This window comes from Magnetococcales bacterium, assembly GCA_015231755.1.
Taxonomy (GTDB): domain Bacteria; phylum Pseudomonadota; class Magnetococcia; order Magnetococcales; family Magnetaquicoccaceae; genus Magnetaquiglobus.
Genome location: JADGAZ010000026.1, coordinates 1 through 17,097, shown reverse-complemented (window position 1 = coordinate 17,097; position 17,097 = coordinate 1). Strand labels below are relative to the sequence as shown.

Below are 17,097 nucleotides of genomic sequence, written 5' to 3'. Positions count from 1 at the left end.
CACCGCGAGACCGGATCTAATGGTCGAATCTATGCAAGTTTCAGATTCAAAGACAAAACCCTGGGGAAAGAATCCCCCAGACCCCCTCTTTTTTTTTATAGTGCCAACAAAAAGGTCACCCATGTCCGAAGAAAATCCCCATCTCGACCGCGATCAGGCTCTCCACCTCGATCCCGACATGCGTTCCATGCCCCGGGAAGTGCGCAATATTCTGCAACCGGTACGCATGGAAGGGGATTCTCCATTCCAGTTCCGCTGCCACTCGCAAATCGCCTGCTTCAACACCTGCTGCGCCAATATCGAGATCATGCTGACTCCCTACGATATTCTGCGCCTGCGCAAACGACTCAACCTATCAGCCGAGGCGTTTCTTTACGAATACGCCACCCCCTATACCCTGACCAAAGGCCAACTGCCCGTACCCCTGGTCCGCCTGGATCCCGAAACCGGCAAATGCCCCTTCAACACTCCCGAAGGGTGTTCGGTCTACGAGGATCGACCGGTTACCTGCCGCTACTATCCCATTGGTCTGGCCCTCATGCACAAGCAAAACAGCAAAGGCAACGAGGCGTTTTATTATTTGATCAAGGAATCTTTCTGCCAGGGCCACCAGGAAAGCCAAAACTGGACCATCGACTCCTGGCGCGCCGATCAGGGATCCGACGGCTATGACGAACGCAACCAGGGTTGGATGGACCTGATCCTCAAACGCCGCTCCGCCGGGGATGAGGTCAACACCTCCTTGCAGTTGTCGGAATTCTTCTACATGGCCAGCACCAATCCGGATGAATTCCGTCGATTTGTCTTTGAATCCAGCTTTCTGAAGCGGTTCGACCTGTCGGAAGAGACCATCGAGCGGATTCGCACCGATGACGAGGCCGTTCTTGAATTCGCCTTCGACTGGCTCAAGACCATCCTCTTCGGGGACCGGAAAGTGGCCCTCAAACCCGATGCGAGCAAAAAAGCCAACCAATGACAATTCAAGTCATTCGCCCCTGCGGAATCGCCATCCGCGAGCGCTCCATTCTGGTCATGCGTTATCAGTATGGCCAGAATGACCGCTTCAATCTGCCCGGCGGCAACCTGGAACCGGACGAGTCCCTGCACGACTGCCTGTTGCGGGAGTTCCGGGAAGAGTTGCACTGGACCATCACCCCCCAGGAGTTGATCCACGTCGCCGAAACCCGCACCGACCGCTCCACACTGCATCTGGTTTTTCGTGTCGCCTTCACCGGGGAACCCTGCCTGGATCCTCAGCAGGTCAAAGCCACGGAACTCCTCTGGCTGCCGATGCACACTCTGGCCAGCGCCCCACTGTATCCGGCCATCGGGCCGGAACTCGCCGCGTGGATGGCCGGCAATCCGGCCCCGGTGCATCTGGGACGGATCGAGCAACCCTGGTTCCAATAAAACACAAAAAAAATGTTGTTTTGAAAATTGCTGCCAAAAACATCGTGTCCAGACAATTTTTTTTCTGGATTTCACACCAAATGAATCAAGAATCTTTCCAGAGGATTGAATCCGGTCTATTATCCAGGAAAACGACATGGGGCGAAAACAGATGAAGATTCGGAACCATCTGAAAATTTTTTAATTTTCAAAAAATTATCAACCCAACGATCCACAAGGAAGCGACACGATCTCACGAAACAATGCACAAAAACAATAAATTAGAATATTCTAATTTGACCAATCTTTAATAAACAATTTTTAAATTATAGGGTTGACAGAAAGGCTCGTCACATTTCATGCTCTTGGCGACATTCTGTCACATTTTGAAAAAATTAAGACCATTCGGGAACGAAAAAGTTTCTCGCAATCGCAGCATACGGAGGGACACATGCGGACCATCAAAAACATACTGGCAGTCCTGGGTATACTGGCACTCTTGGTTTGTGGATACGGTTACGCCAAAATCGCACCCAAACTGAGCCAAATGGATCCGGACTATCAGTCGATGTACATGGATTTCGCCGGGCGTCTGCTGGAGACCCTGGACCCGGGTGTGGCCATGACCTGGGCGGTACCGGTGGAGAATCCGGACCTGACCCCGGCGGATATCAAGGAATCCCTGAAAAGCTTGGCTGCGGCGAAGAATTTTCTGTTCGTGGGGGAAGCACCGTTTTACAAACAGGTGGAAGCGACCACCGGAAAGCCCTATCGGCACGTTGAGTTTCTGTCATTCTGCGACGCCAAGGTGGGGAAGATGATGGCCGATTACCAGGATGCCTATACGGCATTCATGCCTTGCCGCATCGCGCTGGTGCGGGACAAACAGGGCAAATTGTGGCTGTACTCGATGAATCTGGACATGATGATCCATGGCGGCAAGCAGCTGCCACCCGAACTCAGAAAGGAGGCCATCAGAATTCGAAACGTCATCAAGGAGTTGATGGCGGGAGCCGCCAAGGGGGAATTCTGAAACTTCCCTTTTAAGGACGGACGACGGTGTCGCGCCGTGATTTCTGCAACGGTTCAGACACTAAGGAATCGGACTTCCAAGGAACGACCCTATCATAATTGGTACAGTGCGGAGGGAAACATGCAACGAAAAAGAATCCACATGTTGGTTCTCGCGGGGGGGTTGCTGGGTGGAATGGCCCTTGCCGCACCCGTGATGGCCGCCGATGCGCCAGCGGCGGCTCCGGCAGCAGCAGCAGCAGCTCCGGCAGCAGCAGCCCCAGCAGCTCCGGCGGCAGCGGCTCCGGCGGCAGCGCCCTCGGCTGAGGCGGAAAAAGCGGCCAAAGAGGCGGCCATCGCGGCAGCCATCGCCGCACCGCCGGCAGAAGCAGCCATGCTCGCCAACACCTGCGCGGGCTGTCACGGCACCAACGGTGTCTCGGCTGGTCCCAGCATGCCCACCATCGCGGGCCTGTCGGCTCCCTACCTGAAACACGTCATGGCCGAGTTCAAGAGCGGCAAGCGTCCCTCCACCATCATGGGTCGTATCGCCAAAGGCTACACCGAAGAAGAAACCGCCCGCCTGGCGGATTTTCTCTCCAAGGCGAAATGGCAAAATGTCGCCAGCCATGCCAATTCGCAGTTGGCCACCAAGGTGGATGACGCCCGGGCCAAAAAAGGCAAAAAACTGGTCGATACCCAAAAATGCGGCAAATGCCACGAAGACGATGGCCTCACCCAGGACGAGGATACCCCACGCATGGCTGGACAATGGGTGGATTATCTGTTGATCAAGATGCAGGATTTCAAAAATCAGCATCTGACCGTTCCCCAGCCTGAAAAAATGCAGAAAGCCATCGACAAGCTTTCGCCGCAGGAGCTGGAGGATATCGCCCACTTTTACGCCAGCAAGCGTTGATCGGGGCTAACAGGAGGCCATGACCATGATGAATTGCACGCGCAGAGGTTTTGTCAAGTTGACGGGCGGAGTTGCCGCCTTGGGTCTGGTTTCGGCACCGGGCATCTCCCTGGCTGGGGCCAAGATGCGGGTGGTGGTGGTCGGTGGCGGCTACGGTGGTTCCGTGGCAGCCAAATACATCCGCATGGCGGATCCGAACATCCAGGTGACCCTGATCGAACAAAACAAGGATTACTACTCCGGTCCCCTCTCCAACTGGGTGATCGCCGGATTCCGCAAGCTCGAAGTCCAGAAATGGGGCTACGAGGGACTCAAGAAACACGGCGTGGAAGTGGTCATCGATCAGGTGACCGGTATCGATCCCGCAGCCAAAAGCGTCAGCACCGCCGGTGGCAAGAAGTTCGAGTACGATCGTCTGATCCTCTCTCCGGGCATCGGTTTCAAGGCCCTGGAAGGCTATGACGACGACGCCGTCAAGAAAATGCCCCATGCCTGGATCGCCGGCGAACAGACCACGCTGCTGGCCAAACAGCTCCAGGAACTGAAAGATGGCGATCCCTTTGTCCTGGTCGCCCCGCCGGATCCCTACCGCTGCCCCCCCGGTCCCTACGAGCGGGCCAGCTTGGTTGCCCATTACCTGAAAAAGAACAAACCCAAGTCCAAGGTGATCATCCTGGATCCCAAGGACAAGTTCTCCAAGATGGGTCTGTTCATCAGCGGCTGGAAAAGCCTCTACGGTTACGAAACCGACAAGAGCCTGATCGAATGGATTCCCGGCGCCCAGGGCGGCAAGGTGACCCGGGTGGATGCCAAGACCATGACCGTCTACACCGACATGGCCGAATTCAAAAGCTCCTGCATCAACGTCATTCCGGCCAACAAGGCGGGCGCCATTGCCGAAAAGGCGGGATTGACCGACGACAAGGGTTTCTGCCCGATCAATTTTGAAACCTTCGAATCCACCAAGCAGAAGAATATCCATGTGATCGGCGACGCCAGCGCGGCGGTGGGTCTGCCCAAGTCCGGCTACGCGGCCAACTCCGAAGCCAAAGTGTGCGCGGCAGCGGTGGTGAATCTGCTCAATGGCAAACCGGTGGGTATTCCTTCTTATGTCAATACCTGCTACAGTCTGATCAGCCCGGATTACGGCATCTCCGTGGCCGGTGTCTACAAACTGAACGCGGGTAAAATCGTCGAAGTTTCGGGTGGCGTCTCTTCGGACAAGGCCCAGGATTTCGTGCGCAAGCAAGAGTCTCTCTACAACGAAAGCTGGTATCAGAGCATCATGGCCGACACGTTCGGCTGATCGATCGGCAACAGAAGAGGGAGGTCACAAGAAAGCGGGGCTTGTTGCCCCGCTTTCTTGCATCCAGCCAACCCAAGCAGACAGGTTGCGTCATGACCGACGGGAAACACAGGGAAAAAATCCTCATTGTGGATGATGTTCCCATCAATCTCGCGCTCCTGTACGAATTACTGATCGAAGACTACGACATCTCCCAGGCGGAAAGCGGATCCGTCGCTTTGGATCTGGCGCAACGGCTCAAGCCGGATCTGATCCTTCTGGACATCATGATGCCCAACATGGACGGCTTCGAGGTGTGTCGCCGTCTGAAAGCCAATGCCAAAACCCGGGGAATTCCGGTGATTTTCATCACGGCCAAAACCGAGGCCGAGGATGTCACCCGGGGCATGAACCTGGGGGCGTTGGACTACTTCGCCAAACCTTTCCGTCCGGCGGTGATCAAGGCGCGCATCCGCAGCCACATGGACCGCATCCACGCCGAACAGCGTCTGGCCTTGGAAAAAACCCGTGAACTCAAGGCGATTCAATCCCGTCTGGCCATCAGCGCCCTGTTGGAAACCTCTCTGGAACCCCTGCCCCTGAACAAACAGTTGACCGTCGCGCTGGATATCATCCTGACCATTCCCTGGCTGGCGGTGGAGTACAAAGGATCGATCCATCTGTTCAACCCGGTCACCAACAAACTGGAGTTGGCGGCGCAACGCAATCTGTCGACTCCGCTGCTCCAGGCCTGCGCGGTTTTGCCGTTGGGTTACTGTCTGTGCGGCATGGCGGCGCAACAGAAAAAAATAATCTTCCGCAGCGACCTGGATGCGGATCATGTCATCATGTTCAATGGGATTCGTCCCCACGGTCACTACTGCACTCCGATTTTGCATCTGGGTGAATTGCTGGGGGTCTTGAATCTCTACGTCACCCACGGTCACACCCGCTCCCCGGACGAAGACGCCCTGCTGGCCACCCTGGCCAATACCCTGGCGGGCATCATCCGTCATCGCCGCACCGAACAGGCGCTGGATGAAGAACGTCGTTTCATCGCCACCATTCTGGATACCACCTCGGCACTGGTCGCGGTACTGGATCCCGCCGGAAACATCGTGCGCATCAACGCCGCCTGCGAAATGCTCACCGGCCTGGAGGCCCCCCTGTGGATCGGCAACCCCTTCTGGCATGCGGTCTGGACCCCGAAAACAGAACAGGAACAGCTCCGGGAAATCTTCACCCTGGCGGTGGGAGAACCCTCCACGGTGGCCTTCGAAAGCCAGTGGCTCGCCGAAACCGGAGAGATCCGTCACATTGCCTGGACCTTGAGCTTTCTGCTCGACGCGGTTGGCGGATTGAAGAATTTCTTGGCCACGGGCATCGATGTCACGGATCGGGTGCTGGCGGAAAAGAGTCTGGAGCGCATCGCCCATCACGATGCCTTGACAGGCTTGCCCAATCGGCGTCTTTTCATGTTATTCTTGCAGCAGACGTTGGCGCGCAGTCGGCGTCACCATCGTCCCCTGGCGGTGATGTTCATGGATCTGGATCGTTTCAAAGCGGTCAACGACAACTTTGGCCACGACGTGGGGGATCTGTTGCTCACCGAAACGGCGCAGCGCATTCGCGGTTGTCTGCGGGAAAACGATGTGGTGGCCCGCCTGGGGGGAGATGAATTCACCGTCATTCTGGCCGATGAAACCCTGATTCCGGATTCCATCGCCATCGTGGCCCAAAAAATCATCGATGGACTGTCCGCCCCCTTCATTCTGCACGGTCACGAATGCCGGATCGGCGCGAGCATCGGCATCAGTCTCTTTCCCAAGGATGGCGAAAACGCCGATGAACTGTTGAAAATGGCCGATCTGGCCTTGTACGCTGTCAAGAAAAATGGCCGCAATCATTATCAGATGTATCATCCGGGAATGGCATCCGAAGGGGCTTGAGACTCATGAAAATCGCCCATGTGCTGTCGCTGATCATGCTGGCGCTCCTGCTGCTGCTGGCCGGAATCGGTTACCAGCGCTTCCAGGGAGACGCGGGGGTCGGCAAACTGCTGGCGGAAAACAATTGCGGCGTTTGTCACGACATGACCTCCAAACGCAAACACAGCAAGGGCCCCTATCTGTGGGAAATCTACCGACGCCCGGCAGGTGTGGTGGATTTCCCCTTCAGTCCCGCCTTTCGCAAACTGGCCGAAGAACAGCCCTTCCTGTGGGACGACGAACACCTGGAACGCTGGCTGACCAATCCATTGGCCTTCATTCCCCAAACCAAGATGGCCCAAAACTCCAAGGATCATCCGATCTCCTTCGACGGCATACAAAGCTCCGGCAATCGCAAGGATCTCATAACCTATCTCAAAAGCTTGCAATGATCTGCTCACGTTTGCATGAAACATCCTTGCACGTATCAAAAAATGTGCTTATTATTGAGGAATTGGCACGACAGACACGCTGTGGTGGAAGGTGTGAGCCTTCCCAATTTTCCTAACAACGCGGAGAACCGGCATCCATGTTCGCAAACCTCTTCAATTGGCTGCGCACCCCCAGTAAAAAAGCACTTGGTCTGATCCTGATCGTTGGATTCCTGGCGGGATCCGTTTTTTTCATTGTGTTCCACTTCACGATGAATGCCACCAACTCCATGAGCATTTGCGTTTCGTGTCATGAGATGGAAGGAGTCTATCAGGAGTACAAGGAGAGCAAACACTATAACAATCGCGTGGGTGTGCGTGCCTACTGCGCGGACTGTCATGTTCCCCATGGCAAAACCTTCGGCGACTGGATCGATAAATTTCTCGCCAAACTGGAAATCGGCAGCAAAGACATATACCATCATCTCATCGGCACCTATCCGGACAAGGCCGCGTTTGAAAAAGCCCGGTGGCATCTGGCGCAAAATGTCATCAATACCCTGAAAAGACGGGATTCCAAAGAATGTCGCGCCTGTCACAACTACGATGCCATGCAATTGGACGAGCAGGATAAATCCGCCTCCAAGAAACACAAAAAGGCCATGGAGAGCGGGGACAAGACCTGCGTGGATTGTCACACCGGCGTAGCCCACAAGATGCCTGAGGAACCCGAGGCGGCGGCGGCGGCCAAGGAAACGAAATAACCGGTCGAAGAAAGATGTTCAACATTTACCGAGAGTCGATTCTGGAGGTATGAACCAATGAGTATCCAGTCCGAAAGCGCTTTGACGCGCAGGAAATTTCTGGGGGCCATGGGGGCCACGGGTGTGGTGTGTGTGACCGCCGGTCTGGTGGGCATGCCTTCGGTCGGCGATGCCGCGGATGCTCCGGCGGCGGCGGCGACGCCCGCAGCGGCGACTCCGCCGGCAGCGGCTCCCGCGGCGGCGGTCAACATCGATGAACTCATCGCCAAGGATCTGGGACCCGGTACCGTGGCCCTGGAAAAGGTGAAAATCGATACCCCTCCCAAGGCCGAAAACGGCGCTTTGGTGCGGATGCCGATTTCCGTGGATCACCCCATGGAGGCCGATAACTATATTTCCCATCTGGCCATCTATGTGGATGACAATCCCAAGCCGTTGGTGGGAATGTTCGAGTTCACCGCCGCCTCCGGCAAGGCTGAGGTGGAGATGCGCATCAAAATGGCCAAGGCTTCCCAGGTCCGGGCCATTGCCAAGACCAACAAGGGCAAACTGTACGGCTCGATCCTCAAGATCGAAGTGGCCGAGGGCGGTTGCGCCGGTTAAGAGTACGGAATTCATCTCACGTTCAGCGTTTGGAGACGATACATGGCGGACATCGGAGAACCCAAGGTGCGCGGACCGGAAAAACCCCTCAAAAAGGGTGAACCGGCCCTCATCAAGACTCTCATCAAGCATCCCATGGAGAGCGGGTTGCGCAAGAATGCCGAAACCGGCGAGCCCATCCCGGCTCATTACATCGAATCCGTGATCGCCGAGTATGGCGGAGCCACGGTGGCCAAGGCCACCTGGAGCGGTGCGGTTTCCAAGAATCCCTTCTTTTCGTTTTACGTCAAGGCCGACAAATCCGGCCCGGTGACCGTGACCTGGAAGGATACCAAGGGTCAGGAATGGAAGGAAAAGGTCGAAATCAAGGTCGAGTAGTCACGGGAGATTCCAGACCTCAAAAAGCCCCCTCACGGGGGCTTTTTTTTGGCTTTGATCATTGAAAGATAAAGAAGGGGTCTGGGGGATTCTTCCCCCAGGGTTTTGACTTTCCATCCTTTGACTTCAAAAACAAAAAATTTAAATTTATTGTTTTAATACCAAAAAAGTCAAAGTCCTGGGGGAAGAATCCCCCAGGCCCTCTCTTTTTTTTTCAATAGTGGGCGCTCAACTGCCCCGCTGGGGGTGATCGATCTTTTCTTGCAGACGGGTCAACAACGGCTCGATGTCATCCGCCGTCCGAATGGCCTGCTGAAACTGGGAACGGTAGTTGGCCACCACGCTCACCCCTTCGATCACCACATCATCCACCTTCCAGTGACCGGCAGTGTTGTGCATGTAATACGACAGCTTGTACTGCTGTCCCTTGGAGTGGATGAGGCTGTCCACCAACACCAGATCATCGCTCTTGGGCACCTCTTTGAGGAACTCCACCCGTTCGCCGTCATAACGCTCGATCATATTCATGTAGGTATTTTCCAGCAGTTTGCGAAACAGATCGGTAAACCGCTGCTGTTGACCCGGTGTGAACTTGCCCCAGGCCCGCCCCACGGCGCTTTGGGACATGCGGGAAAAATCGAACTCCTGATAGATGACCCGACGCAACATCTCGCGACGCTCCTCCCGCCGGGCTGGAACCGCCAGTTCCGGATCCTTGAGAATGGAGATGGCCTGCTGCACAGACGCGGCCAATTTATCCATCCGTCCTCCTTCCTGGGCAATTGTCACGCTCCAGACCGACAATGGCGCCAAGACAACAACCCAGAAGAACAGACGGTTGACCATGAAACGCCGTACCATCTTCGACACTCCTCACGCAAAAATTATTTGACACTGCCATGGATGAACTGACTGATCAACTCTTCGAAGTTGATGGCCGGTTCGGTTTGACGAATCACCCCATCTGCGGCCAGAAGCTTGTTGGAAGCTCCGGGAGAGATGACGATGTAACGGTCTCCGATCAATCCTTTGGTACGCACCGAGGCGATGGCGTCCTCCTGGATGGCCACTTCGGGCCGCACCAGCAGACGCACCCGGGCCTCGTAATCCCCGGTATTGAGTTCGATGCGATCCACCCGTCCGACCGCGACCCCGGCGATTTCCACCGAAGCCCCGACTTTGAGTCCGGCCACGGAGGTGAACTGGGCATAAAGGGGCAAATGTCCCCCCCCCACCAGTTCCATGCGTGCCAGCCGCACCGACAACCAGGCCAGAGCCAACAATCCCGCCAACACGAACAAACCCACCGCAAATTCCAACCGGGCGCTTCTCACCGACATCTCCTTGGGGCGAACCGTTAAATCACCTGAATGGGACCGTCAAGATCACCACGAATGAACTGTCGGATGACAGGATCCCGGGACGTGACCACATCGCGGGACGGACCCGAAAAAAGCACCTTGCCCCGGTGCAACACGATCACATGATGACACCATTTGAAAATCTCCGGCACCGCGTGACTGATCACCACCATGGTGTACCGGGTCCGCATGAAGGTGTCGCAAATCAGGTAATGGATGGCGTTTTCGATGATGGGATCCAGACCCGCGGTCGGTTCGTCCAGCAACAGAATCTCCGGATCCGTCACCAGGGCGCGGGCGAGGGCAGCCCGTTTCATCATGCCACCGCTCAACTCGTCGGGATATTTGCGTTCCATGCCGACGAGATTGACCTCTTCCAGACAACGCATCACCCGCGTGCGGATCTCGACTTCGGAAAGCCGGCTCTTCTCACGCAAAGGGAAGGCCACATTGTCGAAAACGTTCAGGGAGTCGAACAACGCTCCCCCCTGGAACAACAGGCTGAACCGTCCCCGCACCCGGGTCAACTCCCGACCGGAAAGGGTTCCCAGGGCTTCATCGCCGACCCAGACGGTTCCCTGATCGGGTTTCATCAACCCGACCATGTGTTTCAGGATGACACTCTTGCCGCCGCCGCTCATGCCGATGATGGCGGTGACCCGGTTGGCCGGAATGGCGAGTTCCACCGCGTCGAGCACCCGCCGGTTGTCCAGGATCTTGACCACCCGTTCCAGACGGATGACGGGTTTGATGGTCTCATCCACCGCGTAGGCGTCCCGTTCCAGGGAGAACTGACGGAACAGGCAGTCCAGCAGGGCGGACTGGGTGATGCATCCCATCTCCACCAGGGTCCGTCCCACCAGATGGGATTCATTGGCCCTTCCGCCGGCGGCGGCGCGCTGACGCTGCAAAGCCAGATCCAGCTGCCGGGGAGTGACGCAGCCATTGGCCACCAACTGATCACCCAGGGACAAGGGGGATCCCTCGGCCCTGGCCGACCGTGAAGGCTCATCCGATGAACCAGGTCGCGACACGACGGTTTTCCTTACAGCATGATGGATGTGATGAAGTAGTCACACACCAAGATCAGCACCGAACTCATGACCACCGCCGAAGTGGTGGCGTAACTGACCCCTTCGGCGCCCCGGCGGGTGAAATAACCCTTATAGGTGCAGATCCATGTGACGATAAGGCCAAAACAGACGGACTTGATCAGTCCGGTGACGATGTCGTGCATCTCCACCGCCGATTCGATCCCGCCGAAGTAGGTTCCGCCGCTCATGCCCAGCAGTCGCACCGCGACCAGGTATCCCCCCCAGACGCCGATCACGTCGAACAGAACGGTCAGCAGGGGCACAACCAGCAAGCCGGCCTCGACCCGGGGGGTGACCAGAAACTTGAGGGGCGGAATGCCCATCACGTCGAGGGCATCGATCTGTTCACGGATGCGCATGATGCCCAGTTCCGCCGTGAGGGCGGAACCGGCCCGACCGGTGACCATCAATCCCGACAGCACCGGTCCGAGTTCGCGAATGATGGACAAAGCCACCGCCGGACCCAGCAACCCCTCGGAACCAAACCGGGAAAGGGTGTAATAGCCCTGCAAAGCCAACACCATGCCCGTGAACACCGCGGTGAGGGCGATCACGAACAAGGAACGGATGCCGATGAAATGAACCTGCTTCAAAAAATTGGTCCAGCGATAGGGCGGCGCGGGAATCGAAAGGAGCACTTCCCACAAAAACAGGAACAGACGTCCCATCTCCCGGATGACACCCAGGGTCCATGAGCCGATATGTCTCACAAAATCAACCATAAAAATTCGTCTTCCAGGGGCGATGGCGCAAAATGGAATGAAGCGGAAAGGTGATGTCCATGCATAAATTTTTTCAAATTCGTTGCAAACCCGGCGATTATCGCCCATCATCTTGGGCATTGGCAAGGGAAGGAAACCGATTAAAGAAAACAACCCGAGCAAGGATCGATACAAATGCGTAAATATATACTGACAATCGTTGTATGGGCGTTCCTGTGGCTGCCGGGTGTTCTGCTGGCCGCGGATGGTGCGACGCAACACGACAGCGGTACAGTGATCGCGGCAGTGGATGGCAATGTCAGCAAACAGGCCACCCGCGCCGACGCATCCTTCGAAATGGAAAGCGTCTCCGATCCCCTGGAAGCCTGGAACCGGATCATTTTCGCCTTCAATGATCTGTTCTATCACGGTCTGCTCAAGCCTGTGTCCATGATTTACGCCGCCATCCTGCCCGAACCGATCCGGATCGCGGTGAGCAATTTCTTCCACAACTTGGCCATGCCCAAACATTTCATCAGCGCGGTCTTGCAGGGGAAATGGGAAGCGGCGGGTCATGAACTCTCCCGGTTCGGCATCAATACCGTGTTGGGCGGACTGGGCTTTTTCGATGTGGCCGAAACCCATTTCAACCTCAAAAGCAGCGACGAGGATATCGGACAGACCCTCGGCGCCCTGGGCATGGATGACAGCATCTACATTCAATGGCCCATCCTTGGCCCTTCCACGTTGCGGGACTCGTTCGGTCTGGCCGGCGACACCGCCCTCAATCCTTTGACCTACTATCCGGACAATCCCTGGACCCGCATGGAAATCTTCGGGGGCAAGATGGTCAACCACACCTCCATGCGCATCGGCGAATACGAGGATCTGAAAAAAGCCGCCATCGATCCCTACATCGCCTTGCGTGACGCCTATCTGCAAATGAGACGGGATCAGGTCAAAAACTAAATCCTTGGGCCTCGATGCGGTTCTCAAGACACCTGAAGCCAACCCTTGCGGACCGCTTCAGGTGTCTTTTTTTTTGAGCTTTTGCCGGATGGATTCCAACATTCTTTAAAGCCCCTCGATTTTTTGGCACAATGCTCGCTATTCCCAGATCGTGAAGCGGGCAAGGCCCCGAATACAGGCCCTGTGACCGTCAATTTTTTCACGCATTCTCCTTCGGAGTGGCTTTCATGAACCGTTTGTATCTCCTCGTATGCGCCTTTGGATTGCTGTCGGGGTCATTCCTGCTCCCCGCCCCTCTCCTGGCGGCAGAATCCCTTGACGACATCTACGCCATGGCGGACCGCAAGGAGTTCGACACCGCCCTCAAACGGCTGAACACCTTTCTGAACGAACACCCCCAGGATGCCCAGGGTCGCTTTCTCAAAGGGTTGATTCTCACCGAAACCAAACAGCGGGATCAGGCCATCACGGTTTTCCAGCAGTTGAGCAAAGACTTTCCGGAACTGCCGGAGCCTTACAACAATCTGGCGGTGCTGTACGCCGAACAGGGCCACTTCGACAAGGCCCAGGAGGCGTTGACCCAGGCGGTCAAGGCCCATCCCAACTATGCCACGGCCCATGAGAATCTCGGGGATATCCACGCCAAGATGGCCTCCCAGTCCTACGCCCGGGCCTTGAAGCTCAATCAGGGCAACCAGGTGCTGGCCAGCAAATTGAACAAGGTCAAAACCCTGTTCTCCGAAGGTCATGCCGAGGCTCCGACCGCCGCCAAGCCGGGTCAGGCCACCCCATCCGCCAACGCCGGCAAGTCCCAGGGCGCTCCAGCCAAGGGCGCGGGCCACGCCACCACCCTGGCCCAGGCGGAAGGCGCCAAAAGCGACAACGCCCCACCCAAGCCCGTCATGCCCACCCAACCCGAGGGGAACAACGGAGCGGCCTCCAAATCCGCATCCGAACCGGCCAAATCCGGGGATGGCTCCAAATCCGTTGATTCGGCCCCGACTGGCGGCGCTGCCACCTCCGCTGTGGCCGAAGGCGCCAAGCCGGAATCCCCGGCTGCGGAATCCGCCGCTGCCGCCCCTCCCCAGAAAGCCGAAGAACCGGCCAAAAAACCGGATCCCAACAGTGCCAACGAGGTGAAACAGGTGGTGCTGGACTGGGCCGCCGCCTGGTCGGCCAAGGAGACCGACCGGTACATCGACATCTATTCGCCGCGTTTCCAGCCCATCGCCAAAAACCTGAAAACCCGCGAAGCGTGGGAAAAGAACCGGCGCGAGGTCATCGGCAAGGCGGGATCCATCAACATCCACGTTTCCGACCTGCAAATCACCATGCTCAACGAAAATCGCGCCCAGGCCACCTTTCAGCAGAATTACACGGCCAAAAACTATCGGGATCGGGTCAAAAAGACCCTCTCTTTGGAGCGGGAGAACCAAACCTGGAAAATCGTGCGTGAATATGCCAACGAGTGATGAGAGTTACCCCTTTGCGTGACCCCATCGGCCTCTTCCATCTTTTGGCGTGGTGAACCCGGATGACCACATCCACTGAACCTGATTTCATTCCCGCATCCCGCTTCAAGGTAACGGTGTCGGCCCACGTGTTGATCGTGGATCGGCCTGTCCAAGCCAAGGATCGGGTAAGGATCCTGTTGGCAAAACTGGCCTACCGGGATCATCGTGCGGGCAAGTGGTCTTTTCCCGGTGGTTTCGTGGATCAGGGAGAGGGACTGGAGAGCGCGTTGAAACGGGAAGTGTCCGAGGAGATCGGTCTGGAACTGTTGCAATGCCGCTATCTGGAGACCGTGCCCTTGCTGCTGGTGGAGTCCCCCAACATCGGCTTCATCTTTCTGTGCGACGCCTGGAACGGCACCCCCCAGGTCAAAAGCCGGGAGATCCTGGAAACCGTCTGGGTGGATGAGGAGACCTTCTGGCGTCTGGACCGGGAAGGTCAACTCGCCTATCCCCAGATGCGCACCCAGACCGGTTGTCTGGGTTGGCAGCCCCAGCCGGAGGAGATTCCGGTGGCGGCTCCCGGGTCGAGTCGTTGCCTCTGGGGCAAGGCGCTGTTGACTTTGTTTCTGACTCTGGCGACGGTGCCGGTTTTGGCCGGCGATCCGGAGGAGAAGGGTCAGGAGGAGGCCTTGGAACAGGCAAAAGATCACGTGATGGATGCCATGCGCTCTTTGGGCAAGGCGGGACGTCTGACCTATGAGAATCAATTGCCGGCGTTGAAAGAGAAGACGGAAGAGGCGATCCAGGAGACACAACGACTGATCGAGAAGTTGGAAGAGCGCCTGCCCCGCCTGCAGGAAAAGAAAAACGAGCCGGCTCCCCCCCGGGGCATGACACAGATTTGACTATTGAAAGAAAAGAGAGGGTCTGGGAGATTCTTCTCCCAGGACTTTGACTTTAAAAATTAAAAATTTTATTGATTTTTAATTTTTAAAGTCAAAGAATCAAAAGCCTGGGGGATGAATCCCCCAGACCCCCTCTTTTTTTTCAATGGTTGTCGGACAAAATGGCGTCGAAATAGTCGATGGTGCGACGCAATCCCTCATCCAGCGCCACGGTCGGGCTCCAACCCAGCTTCTCCTCAGCCAGACCGATATCCGGACGACGCTGCCTGGGATCATCCGTCGGCAAGGGGGCGAACACCAACCGGGATTTGGAATGGGTCATCTCCACCACCTTGCTGGCCAACTGCGACATGGTGAATTCACCCGGATTGCCCAGATTGACCGGACCCATGAAATCATCCCCGGAACACATCAACCGCAAAAAGCCTTCCACCATATCATCGACATAACAGAAGGATCGGGTCTGGGAACCATCGCCATACACCGTGATGGGATCACCCCGCAACGCCTGCACGATGAAGTTGGAAACCACCCGACCATCGTTGGGATGCATGCGGGGACCATAGGTGTTAAAAATCCGCGCCACCTTGATGCGCAACCGGTGCTGGCGGTAGTAGTCGAAAAAGAGGGTTTCGGCACACCGCTTGCCTTCGTCATAACAGGAACGGGGTCCGGTGGGATTGACATGGCCCCAATAGTCCTCGGTCTGGGGATGAACCTTGGGATCCCCGTAAACCTCGCTGGTGGAAGCCTGCATGATGCGCGCCCGCACCCGCTTGGCCAGACCCAGCATGTTGATGGCGCCATGCACGCTGGTCTTGGTGGTCTGCACCGGGTCGAATTGATAGTGAACCGGAGAAGCCGGACAAGCCAGATTGAAAATCTCATCCACCTCCACATACAAAGGGAAGGTGACATCGTGACGCAACAGTTCAAAAAACGGATTATCTACAAGACTTAAAATATTCCTTTTGTTTCCAGTAAAAAAATTATCCACACACAGCACATCCGCCCCTTCGGCCAAAAGACGCTCGCACAAATGAGAACCCAGAAAACCCGCACCACCCGTCACCAACACCCGCTTGCCCGCGAATCTGTTCATGTTTCTTCTCCAAAGAGGATTGCTGTCGCATACCCGAAAACCGGTTGAAACCTATCGGATCCGGAAGCGACACACTCCGGATCAACCTCTTTCACTCGGAATGATCCATAGGTATAAAGAGTCAAAAAATCAAATAAAAACAATGTGTAACAAAAAATCAATTTTTCCCTTGAACTCCTTCGCCATTCCAGGCAGAATGCCCGTGGCTTGAGGGAAAAAAAGGTTAATGCATCCTTGCTTATCTTAAGTCCCACTGGGCGGAACCGGAAACCTCACCCGTCAACCGCCACTCGGGACCGGATCGAAAACAACCCCATTCCGCCAGCCATCATGCCACAAAAACCAAACCATGGCCAGACGGGAAATCGCCCCCGATAAAAAACCGGTAACACAAAAGAATAAAAAATGAACGCTTTAAATTATCGAGGATCCGCCATGACGTACAATGAAGCTGTTGTCGCGGCACGGGAAAACGCTGCCAGAACCCGGAAAAGCTGGTATATTCTTTCCGACGGTCGCGAAAACTACAAGGTCCGTGATCACCATTCCGGATCTCCCGGGAAATTCGGACAAGAAAGCCGGGATTTCCAGATCACCGCCGTGGTCCATCCGGTCTGGCAGGAATGAACCACCACCCCCGGTCCTGAAATCCTGTCAGGCCCGGGTTCAAACCGACACACCCCACACCCCGGTCATGCCCGTGACCGGGGTGATTTGCCCCCACTTCGCCTGCTCCGCCCTTCCTTAACAGCCCGTTGATAAAACCGTTTCAGTCTGATGCCGGTTGATGAAGTGAAATTACG

At 56.2% G+C, this 17,097-nt stretch carries 19 protein-coding genes; 14 read left to right on the top strand and 5 right to left on the bottom strand.

Features of this window, described 5'->3' with window-relative positions:
- Positions 1–121: 121 nt before the first annotated feature.
- From HQL98_14690 to soxZ, 10 genes are all read left to right on the top strand, one after another.
- Positions 122–976, top strand: a complete 855-nt coding sequence (locus tag HQL98_14690; GenBank protein ID MBF0273294.1) for a YkgJ family cysteine cluster protein — start codon at positions 122–124, stop codon at positions 974–976.
- Positions 973–1,410, top strand: a complete 438-nt coding sequence (locus HQL98_14685; GenBank protein MBF0273293.1) for an NUDIX hydrolase — start codon at positions 973–975, stop codon at positions 1,408–1,410. The genes HQL98_14690 and HQL98_14685 overlap by 4 nt, the downstream gene beginning before the upstream one ends.
- A gap of 430 nt (positions 1,411–1,840) precedes the next feature.
- Positions 1,841–2,422 carry a DUF302 domain-containing protein gene (locus HQL98_14680; GenBank protein ID MBF0273292.1) on the top strand — a complete coding sequence of 194 codons (582 nt, stop codon included), beginning with the start codon at positions 1,841–1,843 and terminating at the stop codon, positions 2,420–2,422.
- A 141-nt stretch (positions 2,423–2,563) separates the two neighbouring features.
- Positions 2,564–3,319 (top strand): c-type cytochrome, encoded by a 756-nt coding sequence (locus HQL98_14675; protein ID MBF0273291.1) that lies wholly within the window; start codon positions 2,564–2,566, stop codon positions 3,317–3,319.
- A gap of 28 nt (positions 3,320–3,347) precedes the next feature.
- Positions 3,348–4,625: an FAD-dependent oxidoreductase gene (locus tag HQL98_14670; GenBank protein ID MBF0273290.1), complete on the top strand. Its 1,278-nt coding sequence runs from the start codon at positions 3,348–3,350 to the stop codon at positions 4,623–4,625.
- A 92-nt stretch (positions 4,626–4,717) separates the two neighbouring features.
- Positions 4,718–6,553 (top strand): diguanylate cyclase, encoded by a 1,836-nt coding sequence (locus tag HQL98_14665; GenBank protein ID MBF0273289.1) that lies wholly within the window; start codon positions 4,718–4,720, stop codon positions 6,551–6,553.
- A gap of 5 nt (positions 6,554–6,558) precedes the next feature.
- Positions 6,559–6,984 carry a c-type cytochrome gene (locus HQL98_14660; protein ID MBF0273288.1) on the top strand — a complete coding sequence of 142 codons (426 nt, stop codon included), beginning with the start codon at positions 6,559–6,561 and terminating at the stop codon, positions 6,982–6,984.
- Between the two features lie 137 nt (positions 6,985–7,121).
- On the top strand, positions 7,122–7,727 hold the full coding sequence (locus tag HQL98_14655) for a NapC/NirT family cytochrome c (GenBank protein MBF0273287.1): 606 nt from the start codon (positions 7,122–7,124) through the stop codon (positions 7,725–7,727).
- A gap of 57 nt (positions 7,728–7,784) precedes the next feature.
- On the top strand, positions 7,785–8,330 hold the full coding sequence (locus tag HQL98_14650; GenBank protein ID MBF0273286.1) for a thiosulfate oxidation carrier protein SoxY: 546 nt from the start codon (positions 7,785–7,787) through the stop codon (positions 8,328–8,330).
- A 42-nt stretch (positions 8,331–8,372) separates the two neighbouring features.
- The gene (soxZ, locus tag HQL98_14645) at positions 8,373–8,708 is read left to right on the top strand and encodes a thiosulfate oxidation carrier complex protein SoxZ (GenBank protein MBF0273285.1); all 336 of its coding nucleotides are present in this window, start codon (positions 8,373–8,375) and stop codon (positions 8,706–8,708) included.
- A gap of 228 nt (positions 8,709–8,936) precedes the next feature.
- Here soxZ and HQL98_14640 read toward each other — a convergent pair whose 3' ends face one another.
- From HQL98_14640 to HQL98_14625, 4 genes are all read right to left on the bottom strand, one after another.
- Positions 8,937–9,569 carry an ABC transporter substrate-binding protein gene (locus HQL98_14640; GenBank protein ID MBF0273284.1) on the bottom strand — a complete coding sequence of 211 codons (633 nt, stop codon included), beginning with the start codon at positions 9,567–9,569 and terminating at the stop codon, positions 8,937–8,939.
- Between the two features lie 23 nt (positions 9,570–9,592).
- The gene (mlaD, locus tag HQL98_14635; GenBank protein MBF0273283.1) at positions 9,593–10,042 is read right to left on the bottom strand and encodes an outer membrane lipid asymmetry maintenance protein MlaD; all 450 of its coding nucleotides are present in this window, start codon (positions 10,040–10,042) and stop codon (positions 9,593–9,595) included.
- 23 nt (positions 10,043–10,065) lie between these two features.
- The gene (locus HQL98_14630) at positions 10,066–10,908 is read right to left on the bottom strand and encodes an ATP-binding cassette domain-containing protein (protein ID MBF0273282.1); all 843 of its coding nucleotides are present in this window, start codon (positions 10,906–10,908) and stop codon (positions 10,066–10,068) included.
- Between the two features lie 206 nt (positions 10,909–11,114).
- A complete protein-coding gene (locus HQL98_14625; GenBank protein MBF0273281.1) occupies positions 11,115–11,885 on the bottom strand; it encodes an ABC transporter permease in 771 nt (256 codons plus the stop codon).
- 174 nt (positions 11,886–12,059) lie between these two features.
- Here HQL98_14625 and HQL98_14620 point away from each other — a divergent pair, with 174 nt between their 5' ends.
- The 3 genes from HQL98_14620 (at position 12,060) to HQL98_14610 (ending at position 15,192) form a co-directional block, all read left to right on the top strand.
- On the top strand, positions 12,060–12,833 hold the full coding sequence (locus tag HQL98_14620; protein MBF0273280.1) for a VacJ family lipoprotein: 774 nt from the start codon (positions 12,060–12,062) through the stop codon (positions 12,831–12,833).
- 227 nt (positions 12,834–13,060) lie between these two features.
- Complete coding sequence (locus tag HQL98_14615; GenBank protein MBF0273279.1) at positions 13,061–14,305, top strand: tetratricopeptide repeat protein; 1,245 nt, start codon at positions 13,061–13,063, stop codon at positions 14,303–14,305.
- A 62-nt stretch (positions 14,306–14,367) separates the two neighbouring features.
- Positions 14,368–15,192, top strand: a complete 825-nt coding sequence (locus HQL98_14610) for an NUDIX hydrolase (GenBank protein MBF0273278.1) — start codon at positions 14,368–14,370, stop codon at positions 15,190–15,192.
- Between the two features lie 142 nt (positions 15,193–15,334).
- Here the strand turns inward: HQL98_14610 and HQL98_14605 are convergent, their stop codons facing one another.
- On the bottom strand, positions 15,335–16,294 hold the full coding sequence (locus HQL98_14605; protein ID MBF0273277.1) for an SDR family oxidoreductase: 960 nt from the start codon (positions 16,292–16,294) through the stop codon (positions 15,335–15,337).
- A 435-nt stretch (positions 16,295–16,729) separates the two neighbouring features.
- Between HQL98_14605 and HQL98_14600 the strand changes: the two genes are divergently transcribed.
- Entirely contained in the window at positions 16,730–16,921 is a 192-nt protein-coding gene (locus HQL98_14600; GenBank protein MBF0273276.1) for a hypothetical protein, read from the top strand.
- Positions 16,922–17,097 lie beyond the last annotated feature (176 nt).

Bases quoted from the DNA above. Each gene is read 5' to 3' on its own strand.
- HQL98_14690 (MBF0273294.1), top strand. From the start codon at position 122: ATGTCCGAAGAAAATCCCCATCTCGACCGCGATCAGGCTCTCCACCTC.
- HQL98_14685 (MBF0273293.1), top strand. From the start codon at position 973: ATGACAATTCAAGTCATTCGCCCCTGCGGAATCGCCATCCGCGAGCGC.
- HQL98_14680 (MBF0273292.1), top strand. From the start codon at position 1,841: ATGCGGACCATCAAAAACATACTGGCAGTCCTGGGTATACTGGCACTC.
- HQL98_14675 (MBF0273291.1), top strand. From the start codon at position 2,564: ATGTTGGTTCTCGCGGGGGGGTTGCTGGGTGGAATGGCCCTTGCCGCA.
- HQL98_14670 (MBF0273290.1), top strand. From the start codon at position 3,348: ATGAATTGCACGCGCAGAGGTTTTGTCAAGTTGACGGGCGGAGTTGCC.
- HQL98_14665 (MBF0273289.1), top strand. From the start codon at position 4,718: ATGACCGACGGGAAACACAGGGAAAAAATCCTCATTGTGGATGATGTT.
- HQL98_14660 (MBF0273288.1), top strand. From the start codon at position 6,559: ATGAAAATCGCCCATGTGCTGTCGCTGATCATGCTGGCGCTCCTGCTG.
- HQL98_14655 (MBF0273287.1), top strand. From the start codon at position 7,122: ATGTTCGCAAACCTCTTCAATTGGCTGCGCACCCCCAGTAAAAAAGCA.
- HQL98_14650 (MBF0273286.1), top strand. From the start codon at position 7,785: ATGAGTATCCAGTCCGAAAGCGCTTTGACGCGCAGGAAATTTCTGGGG.
- soxZ (MBF0273285.1), top strand. From the start codon at position 8,373: ATGGCGGACATCGGAGAACCCAAGGTGCGCGGACCGGAAAAACCCCTC.
- HQL98_14640 (MBF0273284.1), bottom strand. From the start codon at position 9,569: ATGGTACGGCGTTTCATGGTCAACCGTCTGTTCTTCTGGGTTGTTGTC.
- HQL98_14630 (MBF0273282.1), bottom strand. From the start codon at position 10,908: ATGGGATGCATCACCCAGTCCGCCCTGCTGGACTGCCTGTTCCGTCAG.
- HQL98_14625 (MBF0273281.1), bottom strand. From the start codon at position 11,885: ATGGTTGATTTTGTGAGACATATCGGCTCATGGACCCTGGGTGTCATC.
- HQL98_14620 (MBF0273280.1), top strand. From the start codon at position 12,060: ATGCGTAAATATATACTGACAATCGTTGTATGGGCGTTCCTGTGGCTG.
- HQL98_14615 (MBF0273279.1), top strand. From the start codon at position 13,061: ATGAACCGTTTGTATCTCCTCGTATGCGCCTTTGGATTGCTGTCGGGG.
- HQL98_14610 (MBF0273278.1), top strand. From the start codon at position 14,368: ATGACCACATCCACTGAACCTGATTTCATTCCCGCATCCCGCTTCAAG.
- HQL98_14605 (MBF0273277.1), bottom strand. From the start codon at position 16,294: ATGAACAGATTCGCGGGCAAGCGGGTGTTGGTGACGGGTGGTGCGGGT.
- HQL98_14600 (MBF0273276.1), top strand. From the start codon at position 16,730: ATGACGTACAATGAAGCTGTTGTCGCGGCACGGGAAAACGCTGCCAGA.